Annotated in this window: 23 protein-coding genes; 15 read left to right on the top strand and 8 right to left on the bottom strand. The window is 64.9% G+C overall.

Going from position 1 to position 25,138, the window contains the following annotated elements; translation table 11 throughout:
- The first annotated feature begins 293 nt into the window (after positions 1-293).
- The 14 genes from BP05_RS08930 to BP05_RS08865 all read left to right on the top strand — a co-directional run bounded on the left by BP05_RS08930 (position 294) and on the right by BP05_RS08865 (position 14,132).
- A complete protein-coding gene (locus tag BP05_RS08930) occupies positions 294-713 on the top strand; it encodes a hypothetical protein (RefSeq protein WP_496363130.1) in 420 nt (139 codons plus the stop codon).
- A gap of 31 nt (positions 714-744) precedes the next feature.
- Positions 745-1,680 carry a VirB8 family type IV secretion system protein gene (locus BP05_RS08925; RefSeq protein ID WP_496362590.1) on the top strand — a complete coding sequence of 312 codons (936 nt, stop codon included), beginning with the start codon at positions 745-747 and terminating at the stop codon, positions 1,678-1,680.
- Complete coding sequence (locus tag BP05_RS08920; protein ID WP_496362588.1) at positions 1,677-2,447, top strand: TrbG/VirB9 family P-type conjugative transfer protein; 771 nt, start codon at positions 1,677-1,679, stop codon at positions 2,445-2,447. Before BP05_RS08925 ends, BP05_RS08920 begins: the two co-directional genes overlap by 4 nt.
- Positions 2,444-3,700: a TrbI/VirB10 family protein gene (locus BP05_RS08915; RefSeq protein WP_496362586.1), complete on the top strand. Its 1,257-nt coding sequence runs from the start codon at positions 2,444-2,446 to the stop codon at positions 3,698-3,700. Before BP05_RS08920 ends, BP05_RS08915 begins: the two co-directional genes overlap by 4 nt.
- A 16-nt stretch (positions 3,701-3,716) precedes the next feature.
- Positions 3,717-4,751: a P-type DNA transfer ATPase VirB11 gene (virB11, locus tag BP05_RS08910; protein ID WP_496362584.1), complete on the top strand. Its 1,035-nt coding sequence runs from the start codon at positions 3,717-3,719 to the stop codon at positions 4,749-4,751.
- A gap of 164 nt (positions 4,752-4,915) precedes the next feature.
- Entirely contained in the window at positions 4,916-5,659 is a 744-nt protein-coding gene (locus BP05_RS08905) for a lytic transglycosylase domain-containing protein (RefSeq protein ID WP_496363128.1), read from the top strand.
- Between the two features lie 78 nt (positions 5,660-5,737).
- A complete protein-coding gene (locus tag BP05_RS08900) occupies positions 5,738-6,109 on the top strand; it encodes a TrbC/VirB2 family protein (RefSeq protein ID WP_496362582.1) in 372 nt (123 codons plus the stop codon).
- Positions 6,102-6,413, top strand: coding sequence for a VirB3 family type IV secretion system protein (locus tag BP05_RS08895; RefSeq protein ID WP_496362580.1), 312 nt, complete (start codon positions 6,102-6,104; stop codon positions 6,411-6,413). The genes BP05_RS08900 and BP05_RS08895 overlap by 8 nt, the downstream gene beginning before the upstream one ends.
- A 56-nt stretch (positions 6,414-6,469) precedes the next feature.
- Positions 6,470-8,947: a VirB4 family type IV secretion/conjugal transfer ATPase gene (locus tag BP05_RS08890; RefSeq protein WP_496362578.1), complete on the top strand. Its 2,478-nt coding sequence runs from the start codon at positions 6,470-6,472 to the stop codon at positions 8,945-8,947.
- 45 nt (positions 8,948-8,992) lie between these two features.
- On the top strand, positions 8,993-9,754 hold the full coding sequence (locus BP05_RS08885; RefSeq protein ID WP_496362576.1) for a hypothetical protein: 762 nt from the start codon (positions 8,993-8,995) through the stop codon (positions 9,752-9,754).
- Between the two features lie 26 nt (positions 9,755-9,780).
- On the top strand, positions 9,781-10,896 hold the full coding sequence (locus tag BP05_RS08880) for a TrbL/VirB6 family protein (RefSeq protein WP_496362574.1): 1,116 nt from the start codon (positions 9,781-9,783) through the stop codon (positions 10,894-10,896).
- 9 nt (positions 10,897-10,905) lie between these two features.
- A complete protein-coding gene (locus tag BP05_RS08875) occupies positions 10,906-11,388 on the top strand; it encodes a DUF4189 domain-containing protein (RefSeq protein ID WP_496362572.1) in 483 nt (160 codons plus the stop codon).
- A gap of 135 nt (positions 11,389-11,523) precedes the next feature.
- Positions 11,524-13,200 carry a type IV secretory system conjugative DNA transfer family protein gene (locus tag BP05_RS08870; protein ID WP_496362570.1) on the top strand — a complete coding sequence of 559 codons (1,677 nt, stop codon included), beginning with the start codon at positions 11,524-11,526 and terminating at the stop codon, positions 13,198-13,200.
- A 134-nt stretch (positions 13,201-13,334) separates the two neighbouring features.
- Positions 13,335-14,132 (top strand): amidohydrolase, encoded by a 798-nt coding sequence (locus tag BP05_RS08865; RefSeq protein ID WP_496362568.1) that lies wholly within the window; start codon positions 13,335-13,337, stop codon positions 14,130-14,132.
- Between the two features lie 27 nt (positions 14,133-14,159).
- Here BP05_RS08865 and BP05_RS08860 read toward each other — a convergent pair whose 3' ends face one another.
- On the bottom strand, positions 14,160-14,363 hold the full coding sequence (locus tag BP05_RS08860) for a YHS domain-containing protein (protein WP_496362566.1): 204 nt from the start codon (positions 14,361-14,363) through the stop codon (positions 14,160-14,162).
- A 339-nt stretch (positions 14,364-14,702) separates the two neighbouring features.
- On the opposite strand from BP05_RS08860, the gene BP05_RS08855 reads away from it, so the two are divergent.
- On the top strand, positions 14,703-15,101 hold the full coding sequence (locus tag BP05_RS08855) for a hypothetical protein (RefSeq protein WP_496362564.1): 399 nt from the start codon (positions 14,703-14,705) through the stop codon (positions 15,099-15,101).
- A 93-nt stretch (positions 15,102-15,194) separates the two neighbouring features.
- Here BP05_RS08855 and BP05_RS08850 read toward each other — a convergent pair whose 3' ends face one another.
- From BP05_RS08850 to BP05_RS08820, 7 genes are all read right to left on the bottom strand, one after another.
- Entirely contained in the window at positions 15,195-16,784 is a 1,590-nt protein-coding gene (locus BP05_RS08850; RefSeq protein ID WP_496362562.1) for an FG-GAP repeat domain-containing protein, read from the bottom strand.
- A gap of 146 nt (positions 16,785-16,930) precedes the next feature.
- Positions 16,931-18,061 (bottom strand): NAD(P)/FAD-dependent oxidoreductase, encoded by a 1,131-nt coding sequence (locus BP05_RS08845; RefSeq protein ID WP_496362560.1) that lies wholly within the window; start codon positions 18,059-18,061, stop codon positions 16,931-16,933.
- Positions 18,062-18,132: 71 nt separating this feature from the next.
- Positions 18,133-18,900 carry a hypothetical protein gene (locus BP05_RS08840; RefSeq protein WP_496362558.1) on the bottom strand — a complete coding sequence of 256 codons (768 nt, stop codon included), beginning with the start codon at positions 18,898-18,900 and terminating at the stop codon, positions 18,133-18,135.
- A gap of 137 nt (positions 18,901-19,037) precedes the next feature.
- Positions 19,038-20,846 carry a carboxypeptidase regulatory-like domain-containing protein gene (locus BP05_RS08835; RefSeq protein WP_496362556.1) on the bottom strand — a complete coding sequence of 603 codons (1,809 nt, stop codon included), beginning with the start codon at positions 20,844-20,846 and terminating at the stop codon, positions 19,038-19,040.
- Entirely contained in the window at positions 20,846-23,056 is a 2,211-nt protein-coding gene (locus BP05_RS08830) for a hypothetical protein (RefSeq protein WP_496362554.1), read from the bottom strand. Before BP05_RS08830 ends, BP05_RS08835 begins: the two co-directional genes overlap by 1 nt.
- Positions 23,053-24,234, bottom strand: a complete 1,182-nt coding sequence (locus BP05_RS08825; RefSeq protein ID WP_496362552.1) for a BatA domain-containing protein — start codon at positions 24,232-24,234, stop codon at positions 23,053-23,055. The genes BP05_RS08830 and BP05_RS08825 overlap by 4 nt, the downstream gene beginning before the upstream one ends.
- Positions 24,231-25,130, bottom strand: a complete 900-nt coding sequence (locus tag BP05_RS08820) for a DUF58 domain-containing protein (protein WP_496362550.1) — start codon at positions 25,128-25,130, stop codon at positions 24,231-24,233. Before BP05_RS08820 ends, BP05_RS08825 begins: the two co-directional genes overlap by 4 nt.
- Positions 25,131-25,138: the final 8 nt, after the last annotated feature.

Raw genomic sequence — 25,138 nt, 5'->3', positions numbered from 1 at the left:
AGGGATAGAACTAGCACCGCTGGTAGAGCACGGGTCGCGATTGCGATCGTGAAGTGGTGTGTACAGGGATCGTACGCGCGCGCCGTCAACACGGCCGCCGGGCTTGCTGCCCTGGCATTGATCTGTCCGCTTATCTCACGACCACGGCGAGGACCGACCGGTTCCGCATGGCCACGCCATGCCATCGGTACGGCCTCCGGTGTGCTGCGCGTCGATTCAACGCGGGCATTTCTTGGAGCACGGATAGCGTGAGCACTACAACTGCATTTGGCATTCGCGGCGGGGCAGCGGCCCTGTTGGTGGTACTGATCGGGGCAATCGCCGGTTGCGCAACCAGGCCCGCACCGGAATACGGCGGCCGCTGGAAGGAAGTCAACCACTATGCGGAGGTCCCACAGGAACTCCCGCTCTATCAGGCCTACCAGTTCTATCCGTCGCCAATGGACGGAACGCTCAAGACCATGCTCGAGCGTTGGGCGCGCGATTCAAAGATGACCCTGTCCTACATGCATGCGTCCGATTTCACCCTGCATGCAGCCGTGGCCCAGATCCGTACCAACGACCTCGCGGAAGCCGCGTCACAGCTGTCCATCGCCTATGCCCCGCAGGGCGTTTCGGTCACCACCGAAGGCAACCAGATCGTCGTGCGCAGCGCCGCGCCCGCTTCGAACGCGCTGACTAGCCGCAGCGGCTCCAACGCCATCACGCACTAACCGCCGTCGACCCGACAAGGATGCGAAAGAAATGCTCGGAAAGAAAACGCATACACCTCAAGTCGAGGCGGCAATTGCCAAGGCTGCCAACTTCGAAGTGACCATCGCCGACATGGCGCGGCGCAGTGAACGTCGTGCCTGGATGGTCGCGTGGTCGGCGATCGTGATGGCGCTGATTCTTGCAGGCGGCTACTTTTTCTTTCTTCCGTTGAAGGAGAAGGTGCCGTACCTGGTCATGGCCGACGCGTACACCGGTACCAGCACGGTGGCGCGCCTCACCGGAGATTTCGGTGAGCATGGGATCACTACGAGTGAGGCGCTCAACAAGAGCAACATCGCGCACTTCATCTTGGCGCGCGAGTCTTACGACTACTCGCAGTTCGGCCAGCGCGACTGGAACACGGTCCATGCGATGGCAACCCAGGCCGTGACCTCCGGCTACGCCCAGTTGTACACCAAGACCAACCCTTCGAATCCTCAGACGCTGTTCGGCAAGAACAAGGCGATCAGGATTAAGATCCTCAGTCTGCAGCTGAACGATCCAGCCGAAGTTGGTGGAACGCCGAAGGCGGCAACGGTTCGATTCCAGCGCAGTCTGTACGACAAGGGCTCGGGCGGCGTCACGCCGCTGGACAGCAAGATCGCCTCGCTGGAGTTCAGCTACAACGCCCACCTGAAGATGGATGAGCCGAACCGGATCCTCAATCCGCTTGGCTTCCAGGTAACCAGCTATCGCGTCGACAATGACTACGCCGCATCTCCGCCGGCGGAGGCGGAGTTCCCGGCGCAGGCCATGCATCCGGCGCCGATTCCCGGCATGCCGCCTTCGGACGTGCCAGGCCAGGTTGCTCCGACGATGCCCGCCGGAATGACCGAGCCGACTTCCGCAGTATCCGCGGCTGCGACCGGCGCCCCTCCGGCTGCCCCGGCAATGCCCAGCACCGCGAACGGAGCCAGCACCCCATGAAGTTTCTGAGCAAACACCGCTTCGCCGTCGTGCTGCTCTTGGCGATATCGATCAGTGCCGCGCTGCCCGCGGCGGCGCAGGTCGTCCAGGAATACGAGTACGAGCCCAATCGCATCTACCAGGTGCGAGCCGGTCTCGGCATCACCACGCAGATCGAATTGAGCCCGAACGAGCAGATCCTCGATTACAGCACCGGCTTCAGCAATGGCTGGGACATGAGCAGGCGCGACAACGTCTTCTATCTCAAGCCGAAGAACGTCGACGTCGACACCAACATGATGGTGCGGACGGCCACGCATTCCTACATCTTCGAGCTGAAGGTCGTGGCGACAGACTGGCGCGCGCTGGAGCAGGCGAAGAGCGCCGGCGTGCAGTACAAGATCAAGTTCGTATATCCGAGCGACACCGAGTTCGACGCTAGGAAGAAGGACGACGACGCGCCCCAGCCGGAACTGAGCGCCCAGTTGGACAAGAGCCGCCAGTACAACTTCGATTACCTGTACGCTACGAAGACGAAGCAGCGATGGCTCGTTCCCATCAACGTCTATGACGATGGCCGCTTCACCTACGTGCGCATGAGCGACCTCAAAAACATTCCGACCGGGAATTTCCCCGCCGTGTTTGCGCGTGAGCGCGAGGATAGCGAGGACTTCGTGGTGAATACGACGGTGGAAGGAAACACCATCATCGTCCACGGAACCTACCCCTACTTGGTCATCCGGCACGGCAAGAACGTGGTCGGCCTGCGCAGGAACATGCGGAAATGAACCACAACATGCCGAATGAACATGGACATATAGACGGCCCGGCCGGCGAGTTCCAGGACAGCCGCGTCGGCGTGAATCCGTATTACGCGCAACAACAGGCGGCTGTGGACGCTCCCGATTTGGATGCCAACGCGCCGATGTTGCGATCGAGCGAGGTGCAACGGCTCAACCGCAAGGCGCTGGTCTTTCTCGCGGGTATTGTTGCGCTGCTGGTCATCGCGGCCATCTGGATGTTCAGGAGTGCTACGGCAGGCAGCGGCGACAGCAAGCCGCGGATCGCCGACCAGGAAGTGAGCATCCCCGAACTGCCGAAGGGAAGCGAAAGCGATGCTCCGCCGCTGCCGGAAGCTGCCGAACTTCCGCCTTTGCCGGTAGCGGATGCTGCCGCGGCACCCGTCCCCATGCAGCCCTTGCCGCCGCCCATGCCCGAACCCTATCCAGGTGCCTCCGACGAAGCGCGGGGGCCTTCGCTGATGGAGCGTCGAATGGCGAACCTCGCGGGTGGCGAAGCCGCGCCATCTGCCGGCGCAGCAGGCGTGGCCGGCATGATGCCGCCCGACCAATACGCGCAGGCGATGTTGAATCTGGCGACGCAGAACGGGCAGGGGCAACAGCAGGCTGCCAAGCCCATGCGCACCATGCCGACAAGTGCGCAGCCGCTGACCAATCCGGACACGCTGCTGGTACGCGGTACCTACATCCGCTGCGTGATGGAAACCCACATCGTGACCGATGTGCCCGGTTTCACCTCCTGCGTCGTTACCGAACCCGTCTATTCGGTCAACGGACGCCGGCTTCTGCTGCCGAAAGGCTCGAAGATTTCCGGGACGTACGAGAGCGACAACGTCACTGGCCCGCGCGTCGCGGTGGTCTGGGACCGGATCATCACCCCCACCGGCATCGACGTGAACATGGCGAGCCCCGGCGTGGACAATCTGGGTGGCGCCGGCCATCCGGGTGACTACAACGCACACTGGGCCAGCCGGATCAGCTCTGCGTTGTTCATCAGCCTGATCAGCGATGCGTTCAAGTACGCCGGTGCCAAGCACGGGCCGATTTCATCGACCGTGACGAACTCGGGTAACGAGATCATCCAGCCCTACGAGAGCAACACCGCGCGGACAATGGAGCGTATGGCCAACGAGGCGGTCAGCCGGGCCATGAGCCGGCCGCCGACGGTAACCATCAACCAGGGCACCATCGTGAATGTCTACGTCGCCAAGGACGTGGACTTCTCCTCGGTGCTGCGCTGACGGCGGAGCAGGGCGCATGGAAGCGGAAAACTCACCCATCGCCAGGGTCTCCAGCGACTTCCTCGATTACCAGTACCAAGTGCTGGGAATCGACGAGCACATGAGCTCGCCGGAGGTCACCGAGATCTGCATCAACCGGCCGGGCGAGCTTTACCTTGAAACCCGCGCGGGCTGGCAACGCATGGCCGTACCCAGCCTGACCTTCGAACGCGCCCGGCAGTTCTGCACGGCCGTGGTCAACGAGTCGAATACGGGCCAGCGCATTACCGATGCCGACCCAGTGGTATCCCTGACGTTTCCGACCGGGCAACGCGCGCAGTTCGTGATTCCACCAGCCTGCGATGCCGGGAAGGTTTCGATCACGATCCGTCTGCCTTCCAAGCACAGCAAGACGCTCCAGCAGTACCAGGAGGATGGGTTCTTCGATCAGGTGCTCGAACAGGGCCATGCGCTCAGCGATCACGACCAGGAATTGCTGGACCTGCGCGCTGCACGCAACTACGCGGAGTTCTTCAAGAAGGCGGTCCAGTACAAGAAGAACATCGTGGTGGCCGGGGCGACGGGTAGCGGCAAGACCACGTTCATGAAATCGCTGGTCAACCATATCCCCGAGAGCGAGCGTCTGGTGACCATCGAGGATGCGCGCGAGCTGTTCATCACCCAGCCCAATGTCGTGCATCTGCTGTACTCGAAGGGCGGGCAGAGCACCAGCAGCGTGACCGCGAAGAGCTGCATGGAAGCATGCCTGCGCATGAAGCCGGATCGCATCATCCTGGCGGAACTGCGCGGCGACGAGTCCTTCTATTTCATTCGCAACTGCGCCTCCGGCCATCCGGGATCCATCACCAGTTGCCACGCCGGCAGCACGACCCAGACTTGGGATCAGCTGGCCCTGATGGTGAAGGCGTCCGCGGAAGGTTCCGGTCTCGAATTCGCTGTAATCAAGCGGCTGTTGATGATGACGATAGATATCGTCGTGCACATCAAGGCTCATGCGGGACAACGCCACATCACCGGTATCGATTTCGATCCGGCGAGGGCGCAGAGTTGAGGAAGTGAGATCCATGGGGTACGTGTTTTCGGATCTGTGACGGGGTTTGCACCCATTGACAGTCCAAGCAGTGGCATGAATCATGGCGATGCCGACCCTTCATGGGCCGGAACGCACAAGGACAGACTGCGTTGGGTGCCGAAAATGGCACAGGGGGATTAGGGATGATGCCTGGCATGGAACTGATGAGTTGCCCGAATCTGGCAGTTCCCAACGACGTCATGCAGCACGTCGTACATGTCGAATCCGCATTCAATCCCTTCGCCATCGGCGTAGTGGGCGGGCGTCTCGTTCGTCAGCCTCGCAACCTCGCGGAGGCCGTGTCGACGGCGCGGATGCTCGAGTTGCGTGGTTTCAACTACTCGGTCGGTCTCGCACAAGTCAACAAGCACAACTTCGATCGCTATGGGCTCGACTCGTATGAGCGCGCGTTCCAGGCGTGTCCGAATCTGCAGGCTGGATCGCGCATCCTTGCCGAGTGCTACGGGCGGTCTGGCGGCAGCTGGGGCAAGTCTTTCAGTTGCTACTACTCGGGCAATTTCACGACGGGTTACCGCCATGGCTACGTGCAGAAGATCTTTGCGTCCATGCGCGGCGGCACCGCAGATGGGTCCGTGGGGCCCATTGCGGTGATAGCGGAGCCTGCGCGCAGTCGGACTGCCGCAACGCCGTCGCGTAGGACAGGCGGCAGTGCGACATGGCAACGGCGCGTGGATGCAGCGGCCACGCGCCAGGCCACCGCCCACTCCGCGTCTCCATCCGCACCAATGGTGGATGCCGCAATGCAAACGGGCGCGGTCGTGCTGCAGCCCACAAATGCGCCCACGGTAACGTCCACGTCCGCGCTCCCGGGCACGACGATGCAATCGCCCCCGACTGAATCTGGAGACAAGGCCTTCGTTTTCTAGAGGCAGGAGATGCCGAACGAACACCCTGCTGTACTGCTGCCGCAACAACCCATGTCAATAATGAAGAGGGATCTATCCATGCGTTTCAACCCGCAAGTCAAGAACACCGCATCGGCCTTCGTCGCCGCCCTGGTTTTCGTTGCTCTTCTGGCCCTGCCGGAAATGGCCTTCGCTCAGACGACCGCAGCCGATGCGGAAGGCCGCGTCACCGGATTCATCGGGAAGATCAATAGCATTCTCAACGTGGCTTCGGTGGCCATCGTGACCATCGCGGTCATCTTCGCCGGCTATCAGATCGCCTTTGCGCACAAGCGTATTTCGGACGTCGCCCCGGTGCTCATCGGTGGCTTCCTGATTGGTGCTGCCGCGCAGCTGGCGAAGATGGTGATTCCCGAAGACGTGGGCTCCTCGGTGAGCGCCGTGCTGTCCGCGCTTCCGGTCTATGCATAAGAACGTGCTGTTTCGCGGCTGCACGCGCCCGGCGATGTTTCTGGGGGTGCCATATGTCCCGTTCGCCGTCGGCGCGGGCGGCTGCTTGCTGCTTACGTTCTACATCAACATGTTCTGCCTGCTCCTTCTGCCGATCGTGATCTTCGTGATGCGGCAGATGGCACGGCGCGACGAGATGATCTTCCGTTTGCTGGGGTTGCGCCTCCGGTTCCGGACCAAGGTCCGGAACCCCCAACACCACTCCGGCATGTGGGTGTTCTCGCCGAATCTCTACCGCGACCCGTCCGGTCGGGCGCGGGACTGAAGGAACCAGTCGAGTCGTACCACGGCTCGACGATCTGCAGGGGAAGCTGTCCATCCATGTTTAGCCCAGATACTCCCATCAGCGAATTCATTCCGCTTTCCACCCATGTCTCGCCCACCGTACTGAAGACGACCGGCGGAGACTTCCTGCTGGCATGGCGTCTGGGCGGGCTTCCGTTCGTCGGCAGGGAGGAGTGGGAGATCGAGCACCGGCACAACGTCTTCAACCGCATGCTGCAGACGCTGCGCGCACCTGACTTCGTCAATGTTGCATTTTGGGTTCATGACATCCGTCGTCGCGGCAGCATCAGCTCGCAGGCTCGGTTCGAACAGAAGTTCAACCAAAGCCTGTCCGAAGGCTATTTCTCCAGCCTTTCAGCACAGAAGATCATGCAGAACGAGCTCTATCTGACAATGCTCTATCGTCCGGTCGTGTCCGGTAAGCGCTTTGCGGAAAAGGCGACCGATATCGGAAAGCTGCAGGCAGAGCAGGACCAGGCGATCGGTCAGATCCTGGAGTTGGCAGGTAATGTCGAAGCTGTGCTCAAGGATTACGCACCCGTCCGGCTGGGGATGTATGAGGCCAGCAATGGCATCGTGTTCTCGGAAGCGCTCGAATTTCTCGGGTATATCCTGAATCGAATCGACGAGCCCGTGCCGGTGCTGCAGGCACCGGTCTACAACTACCTGCCGGTAAGTCGACACATGTTTTCTGCGAAGTCAGGTGACTTCGTCGTCAACACGCCCAATGGCATCAACCACTTCGGCGCCATTCTCAATGTCAAGGAATACACGGATGCCACGTATCCCGGCATCCTCAATGGGCTCAAGTATCTCGATTTCGAGTATGTGCTGACCCATTCCTTCAGCCCGATGGGGCGCCAGGACGCGCTCAAGGTCCTAGATCGCACCAAGGGCATGATGATTTCATCCGGGGACAAGGCGGTGAGCCAGATCGTGGAGCTGGATCACGCCATGGACCAGCTCGCTTCCGGCAACTTCGTGCTGGGCGAATACCACTTCACGTTGACGCTGTACGCCGAGTCGCAGGAGCGGCTGGCGCAGAACGTGGCCACGGCACGAGCAGAGTTGTCGAACGCCGGCTTCGTCTCTGCAAAGGAAGATCTTGCGGTCACGGCTTCGTTCTACTCGCAACTTCCCGGCAACTGGAAGTACCGCACCCGGCTGGCGAACGTCAGCTCCCTGAACTTCCTGGGACTGTCGCCTCTGCACAATTTCGCCACCGGGAAAAAGGAAAACAATCCCTGGGGCGAATGTGTCACGACGCTGCAGACGACCAACGGACAACCGTACTACTTCAATTTCCACGCGACGCATCCGGCCGAGAATTCGTTGGGAGAAAAGGCCATCGCCAATACGATGGTCATCGGCAAATCCGGTACCGGCAAGACGGCATTGATCAACTTCCTGTTGAGCCAGGTACAGAAGCTCAAGCCGTCGCCGACGATCTTCTTCTTCGACAAGGATCGTGGCGCCGAGATCTTCGTGCGTGCCTGCGGCGGCAACTATCTTGCCCTGGAGAATGGACAGCCAACCGGCTTCAACCCCTTCCATTGCGAACGCAACGAGGCAAACGTCCAGTTCCTCGCCGATCTGATCAAGGTGCTGGCCGCCAAGGCGATCTACTCCGCGCGGGAGGATGAGGACATCTATCGCGCTGTTGAGAACATGCTCGATACGCCGAGGCACCTCCGCAACATGACCAATTTGCAGAAGAGTCTGCCCAACATGGGCGATGACGGCCTCTATGCGCGCCTGCGCAAGTGGACCACCGGTAACTCGCTGGGCTGGGTGTTCGACAACCCGGTTGACACCATCGATTTGCAGAAGGCGAACATCATCGGCTTCGATTACACCGATGTGATCGATAACCCGGAGGTTCGTGTTCCGGTAATCAACTATCTTCTGCACAGGCTGGAGTCGCTGATCGACGGCCGGCCCCTCATCTACGTGATGGACGAATTCTGGAAGATCCTGGACGGCGGCGGCGCGTTGAAGGAATTCGCCAAGAACAAGCAAAAGACCATTCGAAAGCAGAATGGCCTGGGGATTTTCGCCACCCAGAGTCCCGAGGACGCGCTGGCGAGCGATATTTCCGCGGCCCTTATCGAGCAGACGGCGACGCTGATCCTGTTGCCCAATCCCAATGCCAGCCGCGAGGACTACATCGACGGGCTCAAGCTCACCGATGCCGAGTATCAGGTCGTCAAGAGCCTGGACGAGCGTTCGCGCTGCTTCCTGGTCAAGCAGGGGCACGCGGCAACCGTTTGCCAGCTGAATCTACGCGGCCTGGATGATTCCCTCGCGGTCATTTCCGCCTCGACCGACAACATCGACATCATGCATCGCGTGATCGAAGAAGAGGCGTGCCGGGCGGGCATCAGAGTCAGTGAGCTTCGGCCCGAGGACTGGCTGGAGCGCTTTTATGCGGAGCGAAAAGGGTCTGGCAAGGACCGGCGGGAATCCGGTGAGCGCGAGAGTGGTTCGCGCGAAAGCGTGCGTGCCGTTGGATGAGGTCCCGCGGCGATCATCAACAGTCGTTAGACAAGGATGGACTAAATGAGCAGGAGCACAAAGAGGTTAGTTGCAACCACCTCGCTATTGGTCACACTGGTGATCGGCTCTCCCAGCATCGACGCTACGGGAATGCCGGTCGTCGACATCGCCAATATCATCCAGGCGACGTTGAACCAGATCAACACGTACTCGGCGCGGTATCAGGACGTTGCTGAATACAGTGAGCAACTGATGCGGTGGAAGCGCACGCTGGAGCAGTATCAGAACCAGCTCATCCAGATCCAGGGGGTCGTGATGGCTTTCGGCTTGCCCGAGGGGAAGCCGGTTACCAGGGTTCCTGACAACTATATGGTTGTGGAGCGCTGCGGTGGTGGCTTCAGCCTGAGTAGCCTGACCCAGGTTTTCCAGATCAATCCGACCGGGAACATCATCGAGCAGCAAAAGCAGCTTTGCGCGAACATTCAGCGCATGCAGAACACCAAGTTTAACTACACGGTCGATTTCTTCACGCAATACGCGCCAAAGCTTCAAGACGAACTGAAACAATCGGAAACGCGCAGGAATTCGAGCAACACACAAGGCAACGTTGCAGCCGCGGATAATGACGCGTTGCGTATCGGCAATACCGCCGATGCAAATTTCCAGACGTGGCAGGCAAACATCCAGGCCTATGACTCCTATATCGCGTCCATGGAGAACAATCAGCGCATCCTGGCCAAGGCTGCGATGAAGGGTAAGGAAAGCTTGCTAGGCACGATGATCAAGACGGGTGCCCTGAAGGGCGCGCTTGAAGTCGGGAACTAAGCTCGAATGGATCCGGGAGCGGTATCGTGAGTAACTGGCTGGATCTTGGCTGGAGCCGTTGGCTCCAGCTCCGTGTCGACTCGATCGGCGACTTCGTCTTCTTCCGGCTCATCATGAGCTATCTGCGGAAGGAGATTCAGGGCTTCGGCCTTGGCATCATGCATAACGCCATGACGTGGGCGGGCGGCATTGCGCTGACCCTGCTTACGTTGTGGATCATGATCCAGGGGTATCGGATCGTTACGGGTCAGTCCCGCGATTCGATGATGCTTCTGGTGACCAATTCGCTGCGCGCCACCCTGATTGTCGGGGCGGCGACCACGATGGCGGCGTTCGGAACGAATCTGCACGATTTCCTCACGAATGACGTCAATCGCGAAATCAACTGGATTGTGACGGGCGACAACTCACTGCCCGAGGATCGGATCGACAAGAACCTGGGTTGGATGCAGGTAGCGCTTTCCAGCATCGACGCGCTCGATGTAGTCAGCGATCCCACGCTCGACGACGACAAGACGCGAGCTATGTGGTTCGTGGGACTGGGAACCGGCGGCCCTGCGCTCGTTGGCGGGACCATGCTCTTGCTTTACCAGATAGCGCTGGCGCTTTTCGTGGGGCTGGGGCCGATATTCATCCTCTGTCTGCTCTTTGACCAGACAAAATCGATGTTCGGGCGATGGCTCCAGTACGGCTTAGGCACCATGTTCTCCATGGCCGTGCTCAGCGCGATGGTTTCCATTTCTCTTGAGATGGTTGCGCGAGTAGCTGCGGCGTTCTGGGCTTCAGCCGCAGCAGGAGCTTTGCTGGGGCAGGAGGATGGCATGACCAGCCAGGCAATGCAGCAGGGCGGGATGGGGTTGATCCTGACCACGTTGATCGTCAGCGCGCCTCCGATGGCGGCGATGTTCTTCCAGGGAACTCTGGGGCAATTCAGTGCGTATAACGCGTTTGCAAATCAGGGCAATCGACAAGTGCCTGGATTGCCAGCGGGGCAGTCGCAGACCTATTCCTTGGGTCAGCAAGCTCAGCACAATATTCCTGCGTCCAACGAAACCATGGGAAGTCCAGCACGCCACATGATTTCCGGCACGGCCGCCCAAAGCTCGCAGGCTCAGGATGCGATCAAAATCACAACCCGATAGGCAGATCACATGAAGCGCCATCCACTAATCCTTGTGGCTCTGTTGCTGCCTGTGGCCGCACTGGCCGAACAAGGCTGCCCTGACGGAATGTATCCCGGCGGAATGCAACCGAACGGCCCCATCTGCGTGCCCATGCCCGGTGTAGGGGGAGGGGGGCAGGGACAGGTCTCGCAATGGGAGGATCGCTGGGGAGCCATCGCTACCGATGCTAAGAACGGCTATATGGGAGTAGCCGTAGGTCAGCGGTCCCGGTACATCGCGGAAGCAACGGCACTAACTCAATGTCGCGCCTCTGGCGGCACCGAGTGCATCATCTCGGCCACTTATGCCAATGAGTGCGCCGTAATGGCGACAGGCAAAGACTCGTACCTAATTAAGGCCGCACCAACGATTGCCCAAGCGACAGCGCTCGCCTACAGCGCATGCGAGAACTCGGGCATGGAATGCACGATTCCGTATTCAGCGTGCAGCCTGTCCGAGCGTGTTCGTTAACCCTTAATCCGTCGATCGATGCGGGTGGTGGCGTGTAGTGCTTTCGACTGCAGCGCTTGCCACAACTAGAAGCAGTTTGCGTTCTACGTGCCAGCGTCTTGGAATAGTGGTGCGGCTTGTGGAGTTGGAGATTGAATGAAAGGGAAGTTCATTGCACTAGCTTCGGTTGCGTTGTTGATCCTGATAGCGGGCACTTATGCTTCGGGGTACCTGGCATTGGTTTTTATCAAGGCCGACACCGGGCTCCTCAAGTTCAGCACCTATCTGGACTACCTGCGCGTCCTCGATCATCCCCAATACCATCGATTCGCTGACGAGATCCGGCTGAGCGGTTACCTGGGCTTCGGTGTGTCGACCCTCGCTTTCCTCGCCCTGGTCGCGGCGATCGTCAAGCCGGCGAAGAAGTCCATTCACGGAGATGCCCGATTCGCCAACGGCCTCGATCTGCAGCAGAAGGGCATGTTCAAGACGTCCGGGAACGGCGTCGTGGTAGGCAAGTTCGGGGGCAAGCTGCTGAGGCTGGGAGGACAGCAGTTCGTCATCCTCGCGGCGCCGACCCGCTCGGGCAAGGGTGTCGGAGTGGTGATTCCGAACCTGCTCGATTACCAGGAGTCCGTGGTTGTCCTGGACATCAAGCAGGAGAACTTCGATCTCACGAGCGGCTGGCGAGCGCAGCAGGGGCAGGACGTCTATCTGTTCAATCCGTTTGCCGAGGATCGGCGCACCCATCGCTGGAACCCACTCACTTACGTGTCATCGGATCCGGCGTTCCGCGTTTCCGACCTGATGAGCATTGCCGCAATGCTCTACCCGGACGGCGCGGACGAACAGAAGTTCTGGGTGAGCCAGGCGCGCAACGCATTCATGGCGTTCACGCTGTATTTGTTCGAGGCATGGGAAGAAGAGAGGCGCGCAGGGTTTCCGTTCGCCAAGCCGCCGACACTGGGTGCGGTATATCGACTTTCCTCTGGCGATGGAGAGTCGGAACTCAAACCCTATTTGCAGGAACTGGCAAGGCGCCAATTCCTCGGCAATAACACGCGTTCGGCATTCGCGAATCTGCTGTCCCAGGCCGACGAGACCTTCGCCTCGATCCTGGGCACCTTCAAGGAGCCCCTCAATCCCTGGCTCAATCCGGTTCTGGATGCGGCGACCAGCGACGACGATTTCCGGCTCACCGATCTCCGCAAGAAGCGGATGACGATCTATGTGGGCATCCAGCCAAACAAACTGGCAGAAAGCCGGTTGATTGTGAATCTGTTCTTCAGCCAGATCATCAATCTGAACACCCGGGAGTTGCCCCAGAGCAACCCCGAACTCAAGCATCAATGCCTGCTGTTGATGGACGAATTCACGTCCATCGGCAAGGTGGACATCATTGCCTCGGCGGTTGCCTACATGGCGGGCTATAACCTCCGCCTCCTGCCCATCATCCAGAGCATGGCCCAACTGGATGCCACCTATGGCAAGGAAGTGTCGCGCACAATCATCACCAATCATGCCCTGCAGATCATCTATGCCCCGCGTGAGCAGCAGGACGCCAACGACTATTCCGAAATGCTCGGCTATACCACGGTGCGCAAGCAGAACCTGACGCGGGGGCGCGAGGTATCGCGCAGCGAGAGCGAGGAGCGGCGAGCCTTGATGCTTCCGCAGGAGCTGAAGGCCATGGGGTTCGACAAGGAAGTCTTCCTCTACGAAGGACTCCCGCATCCGGTGCTATGCGAGAAGATCAAGTATCACCAGGAGCGTTATTTTACGTCTCGGCTATTGCCGAAGATCTTCATTCCTTCTCTGGATATAAGGATCTAGGGTTCCAAGCGCTTGGCGCGCCAATTGCGGCTCTCTGCGTAGGTCAGTCTCACGTTGTAGAGCCCGACCGGGGCTGGCGGGAGTTGCAGGGCATACCTGTACCTCTGCTACCCAGCGGCGGTAAAGTGCCCCCTATGAAAAACCTCCGCGTATCCCTAATCCAGGGCGAAACCCGCTGGCATGACCCGGCCGGCAACCGCGACTACTACGCGGACCTGATCGAGCCCCTGCACAACACCACCGACCTGGTGATCCTGCCCGAGACCTTCACCAGCGGTTTCAGCAACGACGCCATCACCGATGCCGAGACCATGGACGGGCCGACGGTGGAGTGGATGCGCCAGCAGGCGGACAGCATCGATGCCGCGGTCTGCGGCAGCGTGCAGATCCGCACGGGGGAGGGGGTGTTCAACCGCATGCTGTTCGTGACGCCGGATGGCGAGGTGCAGACCTACGACAAGCGCCACCTGTTCCGCTACGCCAAGGAACACGAGCGCTATGCCGCCGGGCGCGAGCGGCTGACGGTGGAGTGGAAGGGCTGGCGCATCTGCCCGCTGGTCTGCTACGACCTGCGCTTCCCGGTGTACTCGCGCAACCGCTTCAACGTCGAGCGCGAGAACGGGCTCGACTACGACCTGCTGATCTACGTCGCCAACTGGCCGTCGGCGCGCAACTACCCGTGGAAGACCCTGCTGCGGGCGCGCGCGATCGAGAACCTGTGCTACGTGGCCGGGGTCAACCGCGTCGGCACCGACGGCAACGGCCTGCATTACTCCGGCGACAGCGCGATCATCGACTTCCTCGGCCATCCGCTGACCGAGGCCGCCGGCGAGGAAGTGGTGTCCACGATGCTGCTGCAGGCGGCGCCGCTGCTGGAGCACCGCGAGCGGTTCCCCGCGATGCTGGACGGCGACAGCTTCCAGATCACCTGAGTACGCAGTCCGCGCGCAAGGCGCGGGTCAGGTCACGTTGATCGCCCAGTGGTACCGCGCCGGGTCGTTGCCGAAGCGTTCCATGCAGCGCAGCGAGCAGAAGTAGTAATCCTGGTCGCCATGGCACGAGTGGTACGGGATTGGGATGGGGCCGATCTGGCGGCCGCATACGGGATCGACGGGCGCATGCCATTGCGGATGCGGCATGGCCAGCAGCAGGGAATGTTCCACGGTGCTCCTCCGGGGGAAGGCAGCAATGTCGGGGCCGTCCCGTCCGTGAGCCGGCTGTGCGCGTCCTGGGGGCGGTGAAGACCGCATGACGGTGATGGAGTGTGCGCCCGGCAGCGCACGCGGGGTCAATCCCTCCATCAGGTGACACCGGGTGATCCGGCCGGCTGCGTTGACACTGACTGCGCCTACTGGGGATGCTGCGCCCGCCGGGGATGGATGCAGGGCTCAGGGGATGCGCGCATGAGGCCAGGGCGGCATGAGCGGCCGGTAGCCGCAGGCGCTACGCGCGCCGCACGGCCGGGGGGCGATGGCCAGCGCGGCTGATCAATGGAGGATGCAATGGCGCTTTTCATGTTCCTGCTGGTCCACATGCTGGTGACTTCTTGGCTCGCGAGCGCCGCCAGGCTCAACATCGGCGCCTTCCTCCTGTCCACCGAGTCGATCCGCAGCCCCAGGCGCGCGACGCGGTACTACTACCGCTACGTGCTCTTCAATTTCCACTACTTCATTTCCCTGCTGGTCATGCCGGTGGCGGTCGCACCCTTTCTGGACTGGGTGCGCGCCCATCCCGAGCACCGTACCGTCTTGGTCGTGTCGTACTTTGTGATCTGCCTGCTTCCTGCGTCGCTGCTGTTCTACCTCGAGTGGCGTTCGATCGTGTGGCACGACGAGATCAAGCTCGCCGCCCGCGCGTCGGCCACGGAGTATTTTGCGACGCGGCGGGTGCGTCGTTGGTAGCACGCCAGTCCGCTATGCCCTCTCCCCGCCACCGCGGACAATGAATTCATGCATCGCGGCCACGCCGCAGCCATCCGGCTGCGGCTCATGACGTCAGCGGTTGTCGCGGCCTACCCGTAGCAGGCCGGTTGGGCGCGGGGACACCGTGGCGCGGATGGAAGGCGCGCTATCGAGCTTCCCCCGCAGGCGCCTGGTCGCCACGTTGTTGTCGCCGCGCAGTTCGACCGTGAGCGTGCTCGCCCGCGCCGTCGCGGTGATCGAATTGCGCGAATTCCCGCCGCTCACCGACAGCGACAGCACGCGCGTGCGACTGCTGCCCGCGGCGAGGGAGGCGTCAACGCAGCGCACGTCGGCGCGCAGGGGCGTCTGCGCGAGCAGGCTGCAGCCTGCAGGCAGCGCGCCCAGGGTCAGGGTGCCGTTGGCCACGGCGAGCGTGACGTCGACCTGCGGAGTGGCGGCGGCGCCGGTGCCCACGTTGTCCAGTCGCAGCGCCAGGCGGTTGGTCGTCAGGCCCACGCCCGGCATCAGGTCGGGCGCCGCGGTGCAGTCGGCGCCGGGATGCACCAACAGCCCATATTCGAAGTTGGCCAGCACGATGTCGTCGCAACGGTCGCCATTGACGTCGCCGACGGCCAGCCCCTGCGTGTTGAACGGGCTGCCGCTGGACGGCCCCGGAATCCATTGTTCGTTGGGGCTGACACTGACATCGAGGTAGAACCCGACGCGGCCGTCGCCATGGGCGACAACAAGGTCGTCGCGTCCATCGCGGTCGAGGTCGCGCAGCACCATGGCGTTGGCATTGGGTCCGGCGTTGATCGAGAGGGGCGGGTACATGCCGCCCGCAACGTCCTGCTGGTAGAGGGCCAGCGTGTTCGCGCCGTTCTTGACGACAAAGTCGTCGCGTCCGTCGTTATTGAAATCGCCCGCCGCGGCGACGCCGAGGGAATAGGTGGGCATCGGGTCTACCTTCAGCACCGGGGCCAGGTCGTCGCTGCCATCGTTGGCGTACACGTAGACGAAGGCATTGCTGCCGGCGGACGACAGCAGGATGTCTTCGTAGCCATCGTGGTTGAAGTCGCCCGATTCCATGTCGTTGGACCCCTGCGCGGGGGTGGGCAGCTTGATCTTGCGGCTGATCGAGCCGTGGCCGTCGCCGATGTAGACGGTGGCGCCATCGGCATGGCTCTGGCTGACGATGTCGAGGTGGCCGTCGCGATTGACGTCCAGGACGACCACGGTGTCGCCGCCCTGCGGCGCGAAGGACACGTGCAGGCGCGACGCGGTCACGCCGTTGCGGAACGGGCCCCATCTGGTGATGGTGATCCCGCCGCTGTGGCCGACGATGATCTCGTCGCGGCCGTCATGGTCCAGGTCCGCCAGCGCCAGGCCGCTCTTCATGTTGATGTAGCTGGCGAGGTAGGACACCTTCACCGGAGCGGCGAGGGTACCGTCCGCGTTCTGCAGGAAGATGAATGTCTTGAAGTCGTTGGCTTCGCTGCCGTACCACTTCGTGGTCAGAACGACATCGTTGCGACCGTCGCCGTTGACGTCGCCGATCGCCACGGCATCGGGCCAGCTGAGCGTCGTGTAGGTCGTGTAGGGCTGGACCGAGTAGCCAGCGAGCGCGGAACGCGATGCGAGAGCCGCGACGACGAGCGCCGAACGAAGCAGTGTCCAGGTCATTGCGAATCTTCTGGTGTTTCCCCGGCGGCGATTCTACCCGCGATGGCACCCGCCAGAGGCCGGCCCGAGCCGCCGCCGGCGTGACGCGGTGGCGCAGGAAGCCCTGTCGCGTGTTTCCATGCAGCCACTTGCTGCACGCAGGCTGGTCAGCAGCGCCGCTTGTGGAAGTACACCTGCTCCGCCGCCCACCGTAGCGGCGGCGAGTGCAGCAGCAGGTCGAAGGGCCAGTCGAACTGCAGGCGGTCGTAGGCCCAGCGCAGCGCGCGCTTGGTGCGGAAGCGCGGTGCCGTCTCGACGGCGATCGGTTCCGGCGGCGGGCCGCCGTCGCGCAGGTGCGCGGCGATCGCGCGGCCGACGGCCCAGCCGTGTTCCCACGCGGAATGGATGCCGCCTGCGGTTACCGGCGAGACGATGCCGGCGGCATCGCCGGTCAGGATCACCCGATCGCCCGCCATCGTGCTGACCGGTCCGCTGCACGGAATCAGGCCCGCGCGCGTGTGCCCCGGGCTGAGGTGCCGCGGCAGTCCACCGGCGACGCCGACGCGCAGCAGGAAGCCGTCGATGTCGGGCACGCGCGCGCGCTCGGGATCGTGGCGCAACGCCAGGCCGGCCTGCACGCCGGTGGGGCTCTGCGCGATCCAGCCGATGTAGCCGGGTGCGTAGCGCTTGCTGATGAAGCAGTGCAGGGCATCGTCGTGGGCGAGGCGCGCGCCGGGGAATTCGTACTCGATGCCGTAGAGGAACTGCCGCACCTGGCCCAGGCCGCAGCGCTCGGCCACGCGCGAGCGCGCGCCGTCGGCGCCGACCAGGTAGCGCGTACGGCCCGCGCCTTCGACATGCCAGCCGCCGTCGATGCGCTGGCAGCTGGTGAAGGCCGTGCCCAGGCGCAGGTCGACGCCATTCGCGCGCAGTTCCTGCGCCAGCCAGCGCATCACGCCGGGCGTGTCGGTGGTGAGGAAGTAATAGCCCGGCGCCGCCAGCGCGACCTGCTTGAGGCTGGGCGCGTACAGGCGCACCTGTTCGACGCGGCGGGTGAGGTGCGCCGGCACCTGGTTGAGCAGGGTCTGTTCCGCGGCTTCCTTGACGATGATGCCGGTGGTGCGCAGCTTGTCGCCGGGATCGCGCTTGCGCTCGAGCACGCACACGCGCAGGCCGCGCTGGGCCGCCGCCAGTGCGGTGGCGGCGCCGGCGAAACTGGCGCCGACGATGGTGACGTCGAAGTCGAAGGATTCCGCAACTGCCATTTCCGCGCGCCGCAGGGAGACGGTGCGCAGCATCGCGCCGCGCCGCGAAGCGGCGAGGTCGCGGGTGTGAAGCGGGTGCGAAGTCGGACGCCGGCCGGGCTTGCTTACGGCAGGTCGATCTCGATCGGCTCGGCGACCGTGGTCTTGCCGTGGAATTCGTGCACGAGCACCAGGCCCACGTTCGGGCAGTAGTACTTGTGTTCGACCGCGCCGCGGTCCAGCGGCGACCATTCCTTGGTGACCAGGCAGCCCTCGAACGTGCCCAAGCTTGTCTCAACCTTGCGGTCGACGCCGATCACCTTCGCCCAGTCCTCGGCGACGCCGGCGAGGAACTCCTGCTGGTAGAAGTCGCCGGCAGAAGGCGCCGCCAGCATGATCAGCCCGGCAACCGCGCCATCGGTGCCGGCCTGCCAGGAGCCTTCCGCGCTCGAGCCGGTGAGGTTGCCTTCGTCGTCGTATTCGAAGGCGGTCGTGTCCTCGCCGACGTACCAGATGTTGCCGTCGTCGTCCTGCGCGTACCAGTCGAAGGTGTCTTCCAGCAACTGGTCGCGGCCGCCGTCGCAGTCCTCGTCCAGCCACGCGTGGTCGAGCACGACGCGCGCGGTGAGGCCCGCGTACGCGCCGGGGAAATCGTTCTTGCTGTCGTGGGTGACTTCCACTTCGTTGGTGACGCACTCGTCGGCCGACACCTCGGTGTAGACGACCCGCAGCCCCGGCAGCAGCGGCCAGTTGGGGTTGTCGATCAGCAACGGGTTGCTGAAGTTCGCCAGCTCGAACGGCTGCTCGACCAGCCCGCCGCTGTGCGCGGTGCGCGCGAGCAGCAGGGCCATCACGCCGACGAGGATGGCAACCACTTTTGGCAGGATGCGCATGGGGTTCTCCGCGACGTATGCGGGTCCCGCATAGCGCGCGGGCGGGGAACGCAGCGCGAAGCTGCTGTTATCGCGGCTTAATCTTCGTCGTCATGCCAGGTGGCCGGGCACGCATCGGGCGTGCCAGCGCTACCCGATCACGCCGCTGCGCGGCCGAAGCGCGTGCGCTCGAACCACCACAGCGCCGCCGATGCCAGCAGCCAGGCCAGGAACCAAGGCCAGCGCCGGCCGGATGCCGTCGCCTTTGCCGTGGCGTTGCGCGGCGGTTGCAGCGCCAGGCGTTCAGTGGCCTCGCGCATTTCGCGTGCGGCGATGCCGGGCAGCGCCTGCGCATCCCTGACGTGGAAGGCAACGCTCGTATTCGCGCTGCGCAGCACGTGCCAGCCCGCCGCCTGCGGCCAGAAGCCGGCGCAGCGCGCCGCGCCGGTGGCGGGGTCGAGCAGCAGCGCCGTGGGCTCCGCACCCAATGGCGTCACCGTGGCGTCCGCGGCCAGGCCGCACAGCGCCATGCGCGTGCCCACGCGGCCGTCGGCAGGCACGGGCAATGCCGTGCTGGTGATGGGACGCGCCACCTCGGCGACGGCCTCGCTCCACAGTTGCGCATGCCGGTCGTCGCGGCCGAGCAGCACGAGATGGAAGGTGTCCAGCGGCAGCCAGACGCCCACCCGGCCCTGGCCCAGCGGACGCCAGGCGGCAAGCGCGCGGCCGGCGTCGTCGCGCAGCCAGGCGTGCGCGCCCGCGGCATCGATGCGCAGCGGCTGGCGCGAGAGTTCGGGTGGCTCGGACGTGGCCACGGTGGTGGCCGTGGGCGCGTCGACGGAGCCCGGGCCCAGGCGCGTCGCGGCGAATTCGCCGCTCTCCGGCAGCGGCAGGGCAAAGGTCGGCGGCACGGTCGCGGGCGTCACCCGCAGGCCGAACGCGGCCAGGCTGTTGCGTGCGCTGGCAGGCAGCGGGCCGCTGGCGCGCACCAGCAGGCCCAGTCCGTTGCGCACGGCCTCGATCAGTGCACGGCGGCGTGCGTCGCCGAGGCCATCCCACGCGCGCTCGTCCACGATCACCGCATCGAAGCCCTTGAGCGTGGCGGCGTTGAAGGCGATCGGCGCGTCGCCCAGCTGCATGCCGCCGCCCAGCTGGATCTGCGTGGTCAGGCGCACGCCGCTGTCGAGCGCCCAGCGACGCAGGTATTTGACTTCGGCTTCAGGGGCGCCGGCGAGCACCAGCACGCGCGTGGCCGCGGGTGCGAACACTTCGACCGGCAATGCGGCTTCCTCGACGGTCTGGTCGCGCGCGTCGGCAATGCGCACGCGGAAATCGACCAGTCCTGCGCTGCGGGTGGCGCCGGTCACGCGGAAGCGGCCATCGGCGGCGAGCGGTTGCCGATCGACGCGCTGGCCGGAAGGGTCCAGCAATTCCACGCGCCCGCCCGCCACGCCGTTGACGCGTCCGCGCACCTGGAAATCCGCGCCGGCCTGCGCGCGCACCCAGCCGGGCAGTTCGACCAGCCCGCGCGGCAGCGGCGCGGCGACGAACGAATACGGCAGGCCATCGACGCTGTCGCGATCGCGCGCGGTGAGGCCGCGGCCGAGGATGCGCAGTCGCGCGGTTTCGGGATGGCGGCGCAGTGCCGTGGCGAGGTCGGGGACGGCTTCGGCATCGCGGATGTTGCCGGCTTCGGGCAGCGCGATCAGGCGCTCGTTGCCGGCGATGCGCAGCGTGGAGGGGGCATCCGCCGTGGCGACCACGAGCGTGTCGGTACCCAGCGCCACCACCGGTGGGAACAGGGTGCGATAGAGCAGGGCCGCGGACGCGAGTTGCAGCAGCAGGAGCAGGGCGGTGCGCCACGCGCGCGGACGTGGCGAGCGACGCCACGCGAACCACAGCGTGCGCGCGCTGCCGACGAGCACCGCGAGTGCGACGAGGACGAGGGCCGTGCGCTGCATGTCCATCACGGCCGCTCCGCCTGCAAGGCATCGAGATAGGCCTGGCCCGTGCGGTCCGGCTTCGTTCGCGCCGCAGGATGTGCAGGCGGACGCCGCAGCAATGGCCACAGGCGGCTGCGCAGCAGCTGGCGGCACGCGGCGCACGCTGGATCGCTGCGCACGCCGTCGAGCGCGGCGATCACGCCGAGCGCGTCGGGCACGCGGCGCTCGTTGGCGCGCAGCCAGCGTTCCGCGCCGTCGAGATCGAGCGCAGACGATCCGCGCCCGGGTGGCACTTCGAGCGCACGCCACAGCGATTCCAGCAACGGTGAAGCGGGCGTCGCGGCGACCAGCGGTTCGCTGCGCGGCGCCAGTCCCTTGCGATCGCCGCTCATGCGCCGCGCCGGATCGATCGGCGGCAGTTCCGAGCCCACGCGCGCGAGGTAGATGCGCCCGGCCTGCTGCACCTGCTTGATGAAGTCGAGCGCCTTGTATTCGAAGGGCAGGGCGAGGTCGGGCCGGCCTTGGCGCAGGTGCAGCTCCGCCTGCCACATCTGGTCGAGGGCCGACTTGAGCGTGCGGCGCGTTTCCGGATCCAGCAAGGTCGCCGCTTCGGCGTCGTCGTGGGTGTGGCCGTATTCGCTGAGGACGTCGCCGGCTTCGCCGAATGCCGCGGGTGCGCTGGCGTTGGCATCGGCATGGTCGTGCGTGTCCGCCGCTTCTGCGTGCGGTGCTTCGGCACGCGGTGCGTCCGCCTCGTCCTCGGCATCGGCCGTGGGCAGCAGCGGACGCGCGGGTGCAGCGGGTTCTTCCTCGGCGATGGGCAGCGCACGCCTGGGCGCGCCTTCGGATTCCTCGCCGAGGAACTGGCCGTAGCGCAAGCGCAGCAGGCGCTGGTCGACACCGATGCCGTCGGAACGCCCGAGGTACTGCTCCGCGTCGAGCTTGCGGCGCTGCGCGAGCAGGGCCTCGCTGTCGATGATGATCTGGCGCTGGCTGCGGAAGTACGCGGGCAGCGCCTTCTTCACCATGCCGTCGAGGCCGGTGGTTTCGGTCGCGTCTTCTGGTGGCCAGCGCAGGATGTAGCTGGCGCTGCGGGTGCTCTGCGGACCGGCGGCGCGGTTGTCGGTGACGGCCAGCTGGACGACGAAGTCGCTGCCCGGCGCCAGGCCCAATGCCGCGAGATCGAAGCTGTGCGCGTAGCGCTTGCGCGTCGCGCTGCCGCGTCCGGCCAGCGTGAGGCTGCGTTCCTCGAAGCGGATGTTCTCGCCTTCGCCCTGCGCGAGCGTGATCCGCAGCGGCGCCGACGAGGCCAGGCCGTAGTCGTCCTGCGCCTCGAAGGTCACGGCCCAGGTGCGCTGGCCATCGCGGCGCAAGGTGAGCGTGTCTTCCGGCGCGACGGCTTTGACCTGCGGCGGCTGGTCGAGGGCGACGTCGAGGCGGTAGAGGCGATCGGCCTGCAGCGGCGGCGCGTCCTGCAACTGCACGCGGTAGAGCAGCGGCTTGTCGATGCGGCGGGTGGCGATCCAGTCGTCGCCTTCGCGCACCAGCGGAACGCGCAGGCCATCGTGGAAGGCCAGCGCGGCGCCGGCCGGCATGGGATCGAACCGCAGTGCCCAGCGGACCTGCGACCGCTCGGGCACCTTCGCTTCGAACGTGGCTTCGCTGCGCGGCGGCAGTCGCGTGTAAGCGGGCGGGGTGACCTGCAGTTGCAGCCGCGAGATGCGGGTCTGCCCAGGGCGGGCGGGCGCGGCGGATGGATTCGCCGCTTGCGTATGGGCTGCGGGCGACGCCGTCCGCTCCGGCCACATCAGGGCCGTCGTGATCAGCACGGCCGCCAGCAGCCAGCAGGCCGCCAGGGTGCGCACGGGCCACGCTGGACGCAGGTCCGGCGGGGACGCCTGCGCCAATCGATCGCGCAGGCGCGCTTGCTGCAGCTGCTGCAGCGGCGTTGCCCGTGTGGAATCCGCGAAGAGCAGCGCGGCGCTGTCGTCCATGCGCGGGTCGCGTTCGTCCAGCCGTCGCGCGAGCCAGTGCGAGTCGATCCGCCGCAGCAGCGACCATGCCGTCGCGCCGACGGCGGCGATGCACAGCGCGAGCGCCCACGGCCAGTGGCCTTCGCCGAAGCGCACGGACGCGGCCAGGATGACGGCGGCAACAGGAACCGCGAACGCGACGATGCGCGCCAGCGACCGCAGGCGCGCGGCGCGAAGCAGCCTGGCCAGGGTCGTGTTCATGCGCGCACCACTTCGCGGCGTCCGCTGGCGAGGAAGCGCTCGAGCAGGAACAACGCCGCGATGAGCAATAGCAGCCATGGCTGCAGGTCATTCGGTCGCACCGGCCAGGCGCGGCCACCGGTGCGCGGTGCGTAGTCGGCTGCGGCGATGCGCGCGGGCGCGGCCGTGGGCGGCGCGAACAGCGACCACAGGTGGTCGGGGAAGTCGGGTTGGAGCAGTTGCGGCACCGCCTCCGGCGTCAGCGGTCGCGTCCACTGCAGGATGCGGCCGCGGCCCTGGCGGATGCCACGCACCAGCACGGCGCCATCCTCGTCCTGCCACAGCGGTACGCCGTCGCGCGGCATGTGCGCGATGCTCGCTTGCGCGTCGACGAGGACGCTGCCGCCGTTCTCGACCCAGCCCAGCAACGCGGACGGCGGCGGGCCCGGCGCCAGCCAGGCGAGCGGCTTGCCGGTCGCGGGCAACGGCCGATCGATCGAAGCGACGTCGGCGGGCATTGCCGCCTTGCCGGACGCCGGAGTCGCCGCTTGCCAGGCGATGGCTGCGGCACGCAGGTAGCGCAGTCCGGCCACCCCCTCGGCATGGCGGATGACGAGCGGAGGGCGCGGTGTCGCGCGGTCGCTGCCCTTTGCCGATACGGACTTCGCGTTCGCCACCACCTGCCAGTGCACGGGGCGATGGAGCACCGGCGCTACGGCATCGGCGCCATCGAGTTGTGCGGGAACCACCACGGTGAGCTGCGTATCGGCAGGCAACGTCGCGTCGAGTTCGCGCAGCAGGCTGGCGACCGGTTGCGGCTGCGTGGGCGGGACTTCCTCGAGCGACGGGAAGCCGGGCGCCAGCCAACGCCGTTCGCGCTCGTCCTTGCCACGCGGTTGCAGGTGGGAGGTGTCCGCGCCGGGCACGACGACCAGCCATTGCCTCGCGTGCGGGCCACCGAACGACACCGGCTGTGCAAGCAGCAACGCCAGCGCAACGAGCAGCAGCAGGCGCACCAGCAGCAGCGGCCATTCCTCGAAGCGCAGCCGGGTGCGGGGCCGTGCGCGCGACGGCAGCCAGCGCAAGGCGGCAAACGCGGTACGGTGCTGTTCGCTGCGCCGGCGCAGGTGGATCAACAGCGGCACCAGCATCGCCGCGAGCGCGGCCAACCCCAGCGGCCACAGGAACTCCAGGCTCATGCCGACTCCGTGTCCCCGTGCATTGCGAACAGTCGCCGCAGCGGCGAATCCAGCGCCTCGTCGAGAACGTATTCGACCTGGCGGATGCCGTTGGCGGCGAGCTGCGAGGTGAGGGCACGGCGTGCGGCCGTGAAGCGCGCGAGGAATTCGCCGCGCACGGCGGCGGCATCGGCGAGCAGTTCCTCGCCGCTTTCGGCATCGACGAAGCGATGCCCGCCGCGGAACGGGAAGTCGCGTTCCTCCGCGGTAAGGATGCGGATCGACAGCACCTCACGCCTCGCGGCGGACAGGCGCTGCGCGAACGCGGTGGCGTTGTCGTCGAAGCCGTCGCCCAGCATCACCACCAGCGCCCCGGGTGCGATGCGCTCCCACAACGGCCGCAGCGTGGTTTCCAGCGGCCACGCGCCTTCCGCGTGGATGTCACGCAGCGCCAGCAGACAGCGGTCGCGATGGCGCAGCCCGGCGGCGGCGGGGACGGCATCGAGCCCGCGCCCGCCCAGCGTGGCGATGCCGAAGCGGTCGCCCTGGCGCAGCGCGACTTCGATCAGGCAGGCCGCGAGCCCGCGCGCGGCATCCAGCCGGGTCCAGTGCTTGCGCGCCGCATCGCCCTGGGTCATCGACGCGGTGGCATCGATGAGCAGCCAGACGTCGACCGGACTTTCGCGTTCGGATTCGCGCACGAAGAAGCGGTCGGAGCGTGCGTACAGCTTCCAGTCGATCTGGCGCAGCTCGTCGCCGGGTTCGTAGGCGCGGTATTGCGCGAACTCGAGTCCGGCACCGCGGCTGACGCTGCGATGCAGGCCGAAGCCGTGCGACCCGGTGGCGCGACGCGGCACCAGGCGCACGTCCTTCAGGCGGGCGCGCACTTCGCGCGGGATGAAATCCGGGGCCGACATCGCGGGTG

It is taken from the genome of Lysobacter oryzae DSM 21044, assembly GCF_059568595.1.
This window is presented reverse-complemented; position numbering and strand designations above follow the sequence as displayed.